This is a genomic window from Anabaena sp. FACHB-1391 (assembly GCF_014696755.1).
In the GTDB taxonomy this organism is placed as follows: Bacteria; Cyanobacteriota; Cyanobacteriia; order Cyanobacteriales; family Nostocaceae; genus Dolichospermum; species Dolichospermum planctonicum.
Genome location: NZ_JACJQS010000030.1, coordinates 48,585 through 59,764, shown reverse-complemented (window position 1 = coordinate 59,764; position 11,180 = coordinate 48,585). Strand labels below are relative to the sequence as shown.

Below are 11,180 nucleotides of genomic sequence, written 5' to 3'. Positions count from 1 at the left end.
TTTTAATGATATGTATTCTCATTAAGCTTATTTCTCTTTAATTGATCGTTAGTTATTATGTACTACTATCTCTGCTTTTTTGATCTGTGACAGTTCAGGGTGCGGAATGTGGGATTTAACTAAACCTGTAACAAGGAATGAGTTACTGCGGGCTATTGCTGTTAGATTACAAAAACAAGCTCTTTTTAGATATTGGTATGCTACAAATTCCCATCAATTAGCACCAGCGCAATTCTTGACTACATCAGTAAATTGTCAGTCAATTTTTCCAATTATTCCCCGTCTGAAAAATGTTTTTGATTATATTGAAGCTAATTACCAAGAAGGAATTACTTCCTCTGATGTTGCAGAAGCTGTGGGCTATTCTTCTGCATATTTAACTAATCAAGTTGCGAAACAAACAGGAAAAGCAATAACTGCTTGGATTATCGAACGACGAATGGTAGCAGCACGGGCTTTATTAAAAAATACGCATCAGACAATTGAAGAAATTGCTGCTAAATTAGGTTATCAAAATACTTCTCATTTCTCCCGACAGTTTAGCCAACATCATGGTTTATCTCCCGCCCATTGGCGTAAAAAACATCAGTTAACTTCAACTTCAAAAAATACCAAGTTGCAATTTATCAAAAATGAAAATAATTCACCATTAGCTAAACCTGTACCTGTAGTTAGTGGGAGAGGGACAAGTTTTAAATAAAATTAAAATTAACTACTTTTAGGATTAGTTAATTGCTGAATAATCAGTTGAATTGCTAAGGCTAATAAGCCCAAAGCAACTAATCCAAATATTCCCATTCCCAAGGCGACTACACCTACTACCAAGGTACGCACAGCCGAACCAATGTTAATTACCATTTGGTTATCGGAATGGATGGGTTTACGGGCAAAAGTAGTGGCGATTGATATCATCAGAGAATAAGCCGCAAATGCAAATCCTCCTGACATAATTGCCCCGGTTAGACAGCGTAAAGGGGTGGGTGGTACTTGAGTGGAAATATCTGCTGATGGTGTTTCTTTTGGTTCATTCATAATAATTTAAAATTGAAGCTAAAATTGAAGCTGAATAGGTTTTAAGCTGTGAGACGACTGGAATCCGCTACTGAACTGTACTGCATTGAATTTGTATAATTATAGCGGGCAGGATGCCCGCACCACAAGATTTAACCATATTAATGATCCAATTAACCTATTTTAATTCCATGTTTAATTGTCCGTGTTACAAACAATTCTAAATCTTGATCAGGAATAGCTTCACGTATTCGCTGCTTGACTATTTCTCCTTGATTTTGAGATTCGACAATAGCAAACACTGAAGGGCCAGAACCGGACATCATTGTCCCTAAAACTTCTTTTTGATTGGCGAATAATTCTCGTAATTGCAATACTTGGGGGTAAGCTGGTAGTACAACTTTCTCTAAATCATTATGTATTTTTTGGGCAATCTCTTCTGTATTTCGATGTAAAATGGCCTTGACCATGGCTTCTGAATGAAATGCACTAGCACGAGTCGCAAAAGTATCTGCATCTTGCACATAGTTAATGCCAAATTGTTGCCGATAGGTTTTATATGCCCAAGGTGTGGAAACTTCTAAACTGCGATATTTTGCTAATACTATATGTAGATTATCTAAACTTTGCAGGGGTGAAAGTTTTTCACCTCTACCAGTGGCAATAGCTGTTCCTCCACCAATACAAAATGGTACATCTGAACCGAGATTCGCGCCTAATTCTTCTAATTCTGATTGGGTTAATCCCAAATCCCAAAGTAAATCTATTCCCACTAATACGGCTGCGGCATTGGTAGAACCTCCAGCTAAACCAGCAGCAACCGGAATATTTTTTTTGATGGTAATATCAACACCGCCAAAATTACTAAAAGCCTGGGGAAATTCCTTGGCCATTAATTCCGCTGCTTTGTAAACTAGATTGGTTTGATCTGTGGGTACTTGAAGGTGATTACAGTAGATACGAATATTTTCAGTGCTGGCAGTATGGATATCAATTTGGTCGGATAAATCTATGCTTTGGAGTATCATTGCTAATTCATGATATCCGTCAGTACGACTGCCGATAATTTCCAAATACAGGTTGATTTTGGCCGGTGCAATTAAACTATAAGAACGCATAATGTTTATTGATGTCTATTTGAACATTCATCATATTTGTGAGGGCTGGTAATGGGTAATTGGTAATGGATAATTGGTAATTGGGAAAATTCCAGAGTTAAGACCAGTATTTTGATGATCTCTCCGGCTATTGATTCCCTATGGTATTTACCAGTGATACCCATTGTATAACGCTGAGGTCTTCAGCGCGAACTTGGGGATTTATTTCTAATTCTTCCAGAAATTGTGTCAAGCGATCGCGGTCAATGACTGATTGTAAATTATTTCTTAACATTTTCCGTTTTGATCCAAATCCCAATTTAACTAAATTTTCTAATTTTTGGGGGTCATGGGCTGGAATTGCTATTTTTTTAGGAGTCAAGCGCACTACAGCCGAATCTACCTTTGGTGGTGGTACAAATGCAGCAGCGGGAACTGTACAAATTAACTCACAATCTGCCAAATATTGCACCCGTACGGACAAGGCGCCAAAAGTTCGAGAACCCGGTTTAGCATATAATCTTTCTGCTACTTCTTTTTGCACTAATAAAACAATAGAATCAAAAGGTTTTGGGTTAGGATGAGAAATAGTTCCCAGTAACTTTTCAATAATTGGACCGGTGATATTATAGGGAATATTCGCAACAACTTTATTCTGGTTTTGGAAATTAGCAAATGCTGTTAATTGCGACGGTAAATCAAGAGTCAGAAAATCACCTTGCAAGAGTAAGAAATTTTCTTTTTCACCTATTTGTTTGACGAGTAATTTACACAAATCCCGATCAATTTCTACCGCGAGTAAAGATCTCACCAGTGGTAATAAACGACGGGTTAAAATTCCTGTACCGGGTCCAATTTCCAGAATTTTATCACTTTCTTGACAATTAGCGGCTTGGACAATTGCGTTAAGTGCTTTATCACTTTTTAACCAATGTTGAGCAAACTGTTTACGGGGTTGAATCATGTTGTTAAAAGGGAACAGGGAACAGGGAACAGGGAACAGGGAACAGGGAACACAGGAAGAAAGACAGAATTGATACCTACTGAGTCTTGTATGGCTACGCCACGCAAGCTATCAAAAATCAAATAGGAGTCCTATACTGTAATACTGTTAAAATATTCTCTAATAATCAATCATTTTTAATTTACCATCTTTAACTAATTTAAACTTTGTTCCTCGCCATTCAATAGTATTACCAAAAAAGCCACAACACCAAATTATAAACCTCACTATATCCGCAAAGGGAATTAACCAGAAAAACTTTTTAGTTACTGGGTCATTGAGAACTTTTACTCCTACCACCCAAGCCATAATTAATCGCATTACCAAAGTTATGGCTAAAACCAACCAAGAGAAAATAGCAGCACTACTTGTTACCAACAATAGTAAACTGGAAATTGTCCCAAAAGTAAATACTAATCCCCGATAACCCCAAGGACGAGAAACGCGAATACAACGGGCCCAGCGAATTTGACGATTAATAGAATCTAATAAACTACTATGTCCTAGTGCGTGTTCTACGATATAGTGAGATAATGCAATTTTATCACCTGCTTGGGTTGGTAAATAACCGAGTTGATAATCATCTGCTAAATAATCGGCCACTGCTGCAAAACCGCCAATTTTTGCTAATGTTGTTTTACGGATAACAATGGTTGATCCCAAAGCAAATTTTATCCCCTCTAATTGTTTGCTGACTAAAATACTGGGTTGAAAATCTGTAGCTGTACAAATAGCTTCTAAAATGGTAGCTATTCCCTGGGCTGTGGAACGATATAAACAGGTAACAACACCAATTTTTTCATCTTGTAATGGTTGAATGACTGTTTTTAAATATTCCGAACAGACACGAATATCACTATCAGCAATTAATAAAATATCATATTTAGCAATGGTGACAGCATTAGCTAAATTACTAATTTTCAAATTTGCGCCCAGAACATAATCATTTATGACTAAAGTAATATCTATTTCTGGAAATTGTTGTTTGAGTTTGTCAACTAATTCTATACTAGGATCTGTAGAACTGCGAACACAAAAAATAATTTGATATTGGGGGTAATCTTGTTGACAAAATGAGGCTAAGTTAGTGTAAGTCCCTTTATCAACACCACAAAGGGGTTTGAGAATGGTGACAGGGGGATGAAATTCCGGGTTTATGGGGGGAGATTTACGCAAAAAAGCGATCGCTGTATAAACCCCATAGATGTAAAATAAAATAGCAGATAAACAGAAGATCAACATAAGCAGGGGAAATTGTTTTCCTAATGACTAATAACCAATGAATCTAATTTACTTTCTTTTACGTTCTGCTTGGAAAATGGTAGCAATAGCCATTATTACAGGTTTTTTGAGTGGTGGTAGTAGTGCGGGATTAATTGCTTTAATTAGTAGTGCTGCGAGTCAAAGCAATACTTCACCCCTGACAACTATAGCCTGGGGTTTCGTTGCTTTAGTTCTCGTTGCTTTAATTACCGGCGTAATTTCCCAAATCATGTTAATTCGCTTATCTCAAAATGCTGTTTTGCAATTAAGAATGCGGTTAAGTCGGCAAATATTAGCATCGGAATTAAGTCATTTAGAACAACTAGGAAATCCGCGCTTATTAGCAACTTTAACAGAAGATGTTCAAGCGGTAGCCAATGCTGTCTATGTGATTCCCTTTTTATGTATTGATATGTCCATGGCTTTAGGATGTTTACTATATATAACTTGGCTATCTTGGTTAGTGTTTATCATGGTTTTGGTTTTAATGCTATTAGCTATTACTAGTTGTAAATGGTTATTAGATAGAGGAGAAAAATTATTAGCTTTAGCGCGGGAAGATCAAGACATTTTATTTAAAAATTTTAGCACGATTACGGCAGGAATCAAAGAACTCAAACTGCATTATCAACGGCGGCAATTTTTCTTAACTCATCGTCTAGAATCCACAGCTAGTAGATTTAGAAATCATAATGTACAAGGTTTAACTTTATTTGCCACAACTACCAGTTGGGGAAAATTAATATTTTTCTTTGCCATTGGTTTTGTCCTTTTCATTTTACCATATTTATTCGCCATTGATGCCGAAACTCTATCTGGTTACATTCTCACATTTACTTATTTAATGTTACCTATGGATAATATTTCCAATAATTTACCATTAATTAGTAAGGCCAGCGTAGCGTTACAAAAAATTGAATCTTTAGGTTTATCTTTAGCTAGTCGGGCTGAAGTTGCCACTACACCTCCTAATTCTCTCACAAATTGGCACAGTTTACAACTCAAAAATGTTACTCATGCTTACTACACAGATCAAGAAGATAATAGCTTTATTCTTGGTCCAATTAATCTTACTCTTTATCCCCAGGAGTTAGTTTTTATTGTTGGTGGAAATGGTAGCGGTAAATCATCTTTAGCTAAACTAATTACTGGGTTATATATTCCTGACAATGGGGAAATTATCTTAGATCAAAATCCGATTACCGAAGCCAACCGCGAATGGTATCGCCAACATTTTTCTGTAGTATTTTCGGATTTTTACTTATTTGAAGAACTGCTAGGATTAGCAAATCATAACTTAGATATTCAAGCCCAAAAATATTTACAGAAATTGCAACTGGATCATAAAGTCAAAATCGAAAATGGGCAACTTTCCACCACAGCCCTTTCCCAAGGACAACGAAAACGCCTCGCATTATTAACAGCATATTTAGAAAATCGCCCAATTTATCTATTTGATGAATGGGCTGCTGATCAAGATCCATTATTCAAAGATATATTCTATACTCAATTATTACCAGAATTAAAAGCACAGGGAAAAACCATCTTAGTAATTAGTCACGATGATCATTATTTTCATTTAGCTGATAGAATTATTAAATTAAACTATGGCAAAATTGAATTTGATAAACTCCCACAAACTTAGGAATCATAACCAAGAATACCTTAATGGTACAAGTGACCGTGAAATCAATCTAAAATCTAAAATCTAAAATCTAAAATCAAATGACAGAACCTAAAAACGTACTGGGAACAAAATTAGAAATTTGCTGTACTTCTCCCATGACTGGCTTTTACCGCGACGGATTTTGTACTACCGGTGGTCAAGATGTGGGAATGCACGTCGTTTGCGCTCAAGTGACAGAGGAATTTTTACAATATACTAAATCCCAGGGTAATGATTTGAGTACACCTGCACCTTATTTTAGCTTTCCTGGCTTAAAACCCGGTGATTGTTGGTGTTTATGCGCTGCCAGATGGCAAGAAGCCCTAGAAGCTGGTGTTGCACCGACCGTAGTTTTAGAAGCTACTCATGCTAGGGCGTTAGAAGTTTGTAATTTAGCAGATTTGCAAAAACATCGAGTAATTCGTAATGAGAAAAATGGTTAATTAATAATTATTAGCAAATACAGCAGTTCCCGATATTATGAAGTACAGATATTAATAATAAAACTTTTGTGGTGGGGGCATCTTGCCCGCACAAGGTGTACCTCACTCAAGCTGAACTTGCTGTATTTTAGCAAATCTGAAAATTATTTGCTAACTAAAATTCATCATCTCCCCAAATTCTTCCATCATTTTTTCCAGTAGGTCTTCCATCATATCCTCCCGATTAGAACGGAGACTTTCTGGACCTGCGAGAAATTCTTTAATGGTTATTTTCTGCTCTTTAAAGTCTTGAACAAAATCACGAATCCCCGCAACCAACTTAATTTGAGCTTGCATGGTTTCTAGCATTAATGCAATACAATCAACACCTTGTTTGGTTGCTTTTTTGTAATCAGCAACCATTGTTCCTTCTGGGGTATTTTTTGCTAACCGGAGTTCTTGCTTCAATTTATCGTACTGATTTTTGAGAATTTCATTTTGTTGTGCTATGGTTTTGCATTTACGATTTAAATCATTTTCGCTATTATTATCAATTATTTCTCCTACTTCATACTTTCTTTCAATTTCTAAAAGTCTCGCTAAATCCCCCTCTTGGTAAGCTTTATTAATTTCTTTCATAATTTCTGTGTGAGTCATTTGGGTTTCATTGTCTTTAACCTTATCAGGGTGAAATATCTCCGCTAACCGCAAAAATATCTGTCGTACCTTTCTAGATTCATCTGTTTTACCCACAGGGGATTCTGAATTTATTTCTGCTTCCCAATATTGACGACTTTGATGATTTTCTTGAAAGTTATCATTTTCAGATAATTCCTCTAATTCTTGATCTTCTTCAGTGGCTTTATAACTAATAATTCCTCCCATTTGTAGGTTTCTGTACAGTGATTCTATATTTTTATGGGTTTGTTTTCCCAGTTTTCTTGTAGTGAAAATTTCCGCAAATAAAGCATGAATTTCCTCATCTAATTCTGCCATTTTTTTCATATTAGGACTGGCTTTATGAAATACCTCTTTTGTTAAAGAACGCATTTTTTCAATAAAGTTATTTAATTCTGCACGCTTTCTTTTAATCTGCTTTAATAGAGATTGGTGTTCTTTTTCTAAACCCTCTAACTGAAGATGTAAGTCAGATAGTGCTAGGGGAGTTACTGTGGTTGAGGATGCTGTTTTTGTTTTGCGTGGCATGGCAGATACAATTAAGCTTAGGGTTGATAAACGAACACAAATAATATTATATTTATTATATTTTATATATTTATGTTTATACAAGGTTTATACAAGATTTTTAATTAAATTAACTGGTGATAATTACTCAACTCAAACCCCTTCACAGTCAGCAATTCCCGCACTTTATGACTTAACAAAGCTTTTAATTCTATTTCACCACAGTTATTTGTATCAGTATTCACCAAAGCAGGATGAGCATAAATCTCTACTAACTCGGCTTCAATTTGCGGTATCAAACTCAGTAAATATTCTTCACTTATGTTACCAGTTTGTAACAATCCATAAACCCTATCAGCAAAGTTAATATGATGGGCTTTTAATAAACCTTCTCCATAGTGTCGTAATTGTCCAAAGACAATAGACCAAATTATTTTAGTGAGTAAATTACGTCTATCAATTTTGAGATTTTTGGTCAATTCTTCTGAAGGTAAACGAATGAATTTAATCTTAAATTCTGCTGCAAATTCTGTTAAAATATTCAAAATTACAGGATGTACATGAAGGTGTAAATGTCCATCAACATGAGCCAGATTTAAACCAGAATCACGGAATTTTTCTAATTGAGCAGATATTTCTAACCGCAATTCTGCACGGGTAGCTTGATTAAATTGATAATTTAATCCGGCTTGGGTGGGGTTATGGGAAAAATTACCCTGAGAGTCTACTAAATGGGGAATTTGTGCTGGTGGTAAAACAGATTTACCGCAAACTAAAACCAGATGTAAACCAACCGCTAAATGAGGATGATTTTTTGCTAAAGCGATCGCCTCTTGTGCAGCATCACCAGTTACCATTAAACTAGTGCTAGTTAAAATACCTTCTTCGTGAGCTTGAATAATCGCTGCATTCACATCATGAGAAAATCCGAAATCATCAGCATTAATAATTAAATAAGACATTGGTATATACATAATTAGGATTAAAAATGTCAGAATCAGGATAACCAGGATTAAAGGATTAACAGGATTATTAAATCAAATCCTGAACATCCTTAAATCTTGTAAATCCTGATATGGCTACCTCACGCTACGCTATCAGACGATTTACCTAGCTAAAGCTTGAGTCCGACGTTCACTTAAATAAGCAAAGAACTCCTTACCTTCCCGCAAACGACGCACTAACATTTGTCTATCTCCCAGCATTTCCCGCACTATGGGAATAATCGCTTTGGGACGGAAGTAAAACTTACGATACATTCTTTCTACTGCGTCTTCAATTTCCCCACTAGAAAGGCTTGGATATTGCAAAGTTGAAGTTTGAATACCGGAAGTTGCTACTAAAGATTCATTCGCAAACCAACCATTTTCTCGCGCTTGGTCATACAATTCTGTACCTGGATAAGGTGCAGCAATAGAAACTTGAATTGTATGGGGACTCAATTCACAAGCAAAGCGAATTGTTTCTTCTACAGTTTCCTTTGTTTCTATTGGTAAGCCAATAATAAATGTCCCATGGACAGTAATACCCAATTTGTGGCAATTTTTCATAAATTCTCGCGCCACTTCCAACTTAATACCCTTCTTAATATTATTCAGAACTTGTTGATTACCAGATTCAAAACCTACTAATAACAACCTTAAACCATTATCTCGCAAGGTTTTGAGGGTATCATAATCTAAATTAGCACGGGCATTGCAACTCCAAGTTAAATTCAGTCGCTTCAGATGTTGACTAATTGCGATCGCTCGATGTTTATCAATGGTAAAAGTATCATCATCAAACATATACTCCCGCACGTTGTCCCCAAACAAAACCTTGGCTTCCTCCATTTCTCGTCCTACCGCATCCGGGCTTTTATGACGGTATAAATGTCCGCCAATGGTTTGTGGCCACAAACAAAAAGTACATTTTGCTGGACAACCCCGCCCAGTATAAAAAGATATGTAAGGATGTTGCAAATAACCAATGAAATATTTACTAATATCCAAATCACGGGCGTAAACTGGTAATACACTGGGCATAGCATCCCAATCATGAATTAAAGCACGTTCCTCCGTGTGGTGAATATTACCCAACTTATCCCGATAACTCAAACCCTTGATTTCATCCCAAGGTTTCCCCTCTGCTAATTCTTTGCAGGTATAATCAAATTCATTGCGACAAACAAAATCAATGACCGGATTTTCCTGTAAAGTTTCCCCTGGTAAAACAGCAACGTGCGCTCCTACAAAGCCAATTTGCACACTCGGATTTTGTGCTTTTATCGTCTCCGCACACTTAACATCATTCGCTAAGGACGGTGTACTAGTGTGCATAATTACCAGTTCATAATCCTTGGCAATTTTCAGCACATCATCCACCGTTTGCCCATGGGGAGGTGCATCAACTAACCTACTACCAGGCACTAAAGCCGCAGGTTGTGCTAACCAAGTCGGATACCAAAAGGAGGTAATTTCTCGTTTTGCTTGATACCGCGCTCCTGCACCACCATCAAAACCATCAAAAGACGGTGGACTCAAAAATAAAGTAGTTTTCATGAATATCTCTCACACGCAAATTTTTTACTTTGGTCAATTTTTACCTAACTAGCCTTAGCATTTACACTCATCAAGTTTTCAATCAGTGAAACAACATCACTACGACTGAGCTTTTCCTTGCCATTTGCTAAAGCATCAAGAGTACCATGAGCTAAAGCCAGAGGAATTTGGCAAAATTGCAAGGCCGGTCCTTTTGGCAAGGATTTGGTATAAGCATCTGCTAAGATCAAATTGCGACGAGCATATTTTTGGAGATTGTCCTTATTCCAACCCGCTGGGAAAAAATTTACCCCACGAGTTAAATCCTCAGAATTGTTACGGAGAATATTTACCGCTTGTAAACCCCTGCCAAATCCTATGGCTTGAGTCCGGTTGCTTTGGGTTCCATCATACCAGTTCCATAAATCTGAGAGTAACAACCCTACCGCACCCGCTACTCCAAATGTATAACGGTCTAATTCCGCTTCAGTTTCTATTTTCCAATTTCTATCTGCCCAATAAGCCATTCTATCGGCCATTGCGGCCGTTGCATCCCAAATCCGTGGAGCAATACTTTCCGGTGCTAATATTGACCATTCTCTAATGCGTAAACTGACTTCTTCCAAAGAATTTTCTTGTCCCTTAAACACCACAGAAAAGGCATCAAGCGGAAAACCATCTACTCCAGATTGTAATGTCAGGCTAATATTTTGCAACAAGCGTTTTTTGGTCTTATGATCCAGAATTGGATCATCTTCGATTTGGTCAATGGCTCGCATACACAGGTATGCCGATGCCACTGCTTCTTGCAATCCTGATGGTAAAATACTAATTGGGATATAAAAAGTTCGACTAGTCTCTTTGAGGATTTGCAACGCATCTCCACGTAAATCCATTTTGTTCACTCCTTGATTTTCACACCACACACAATTTTTGATTTTTCTTTGATTTTTCAATGATACTGGATTTAGTTTTTACTAAACCTTAAAAACCATAAATATCCTAGTATTTAAT

At 36.7% G+C, this 11,180-nt stretch carries 11 protein-coding genes; 3 read left to right on the top strand and 8 right to left on the bottom strand.

The features are described 5' to 3' along the window. Window positions 1–106 precede the first annotated feature (106 nt). Entirely contained in the window at window positions 107–700 is a 594-nt protein-coding gene (locus H6F62_RS14705) for an AraC family transcriptional regulator (RefSeq protein ID WP_190372350.1), read from the top strand. A gap of 8 nt (window positions 701–708) precedes the next feature. Here the strand turns inward: H6F62_RS14705 and H6F62_RS14700 are convergent, their stop codons facing one another. The 4 genes from H6F62_RS14700 to hpnI form a co-directional block, all read right to left on the bottom strand. Next, entirely contained in the window at window positions 709–1,032 is a 324-nt protein-coding gene (locus H6F62_RS14700; protein WP_137908308.1) for a DUF3082 domain-containing protein, read from the bottom strand. A gap of 152 nt (window positions 1,033–1,184) precedes the next feature. Next, entirely contained in the window at window positions 1,185–2,129 is a 945-nt protein-coding gene (gene ispE, locus H6F62_RS14695) for a 4-(cytidine 5'-diphospho)-2-C-methyl-D-erythritol kinase (RefSeq protein ID WP_190372349.1), read from the bottom strand. Between the two features lie 127 nt (window positions 2,130–2,256). Beyond that, window positions 2,257–3,072: a 16S rRNA (adenine(1518)-N(6)/adenine(1519)-N(6))-dimethyltransferase RsmA gene (rsmA, locus tag H6F62_RS14690; protein ID WP_137908310.1), complete on the bottom strand. Its 816-nt coding sequence runs from the start codon at window positions 3,070–3,072 to the stop codon at window positions 2,257–2,259. 159 nt (window positions 3,073–3,231) lie between these two features. After that, entirely contained in the window at window positions 3,232–4,353 is a 1,122-nt protein-coding gene (hpnI, locus tag H6F62_RS14685; protein WP_190372348.1) for a bacteriohopanetetrol glucosamine biosynthesis glycosyltransferase HpnI, read from the bottom strand. A 37-nt stretch (window positions 4,354–4,390) separates the two neighbouring features. Here hpnI and H6F62_RS14680 point away from each other — a divergent pair, with 37 nt between their 5' ends. Together H6F62_RS14680 and H6F62_RS14675 are read left to right on the top strand one after the other, a co-directional pair. Next, a complete protein-coding gene (locus tag H6F62_RS14680; RefSeq protein WP_137908312.1) occupies window positions 4,391–6,019 on the top strand; it encodes a cyclic peptide export ABC transporter in 1,629 nt (542 codons plus the stop codon). Between the two features lie 80 nt (window positions 6,020–6,099). Next, on the top strand, window positions 6,100–6,483 hold the full coding sequence (locus H6F62_RS14675) for a DUF2237 domain-containing protein (RefSeq protein WP_137908313.1): 384 nt from the start codon (window positions 6,100–6,102) through the stop codon (window positions 6,481–6,483). Window positions 6,484–6,633: 150 nt separating this feature from the next. Here H6F62_RS14675 and H6F62_RS14670 read toward each other — a convergent pair whose 3' ends face one another. The 4 genes from H6F62_RS14670 to H6F62_RS14655 form a co-directional block, all read right to left on the bottom strand. After that, window positions 6,634–7,668 (bottom strand): J domain-containing protein, encoded by a 1,035-nt coding sequence (locus H6F62_RS14670; RefSeq protein ID WP_190372347.1) that lies wholly within the window; start codon window positions 7,666–7,668, stop codon window positions 6,634–6,636. Between the two features lie 104 nt (window positions 7,669–7,772). Next, window positions 7,773–8,609 (bottom strand): hopanoid biosynthesis-associated protein HpnK, encoded by an 837-nt coding sequence (gene hpnK / locus H6F62_RS14665; RefSeq protein ID WP_137908333.1) that lies wholly within the window; start codon window positions 8,607–8,609, stop codon window positions 7,773–7,775. 144 nt (window positions 8,610–8,753) lie between these two features. Next, the gene (hpnJ, locus tag H6F62_RS14660) at window positions 8,754–10,187 is read right to left on the bottom strand and encodes a hopanoid biosynthesis associated radical SAM protein HpnJ (protein ID WP_190372346.1); all 1,434 of its coding nucleotides are present in this window, start codon (window positions 10,185–10,187) and stop codon (window positions 8,754–8,756) included. A gap of 44 nt (window positions 10,188–10,231) precedes the next feature. Further along, a complete protein-coding gene (locus H6F62_RS14655; protein ID WP_190372345.1) occupies window positions 10,232–11,062 on the bottom strand; it encodes a phytoene/squalene synthase family protein in 831 nt (276 codons plus the stop codon). Between the last annotated feature and the right edge of the window lie 118 nt (window positions 11,063–11,180).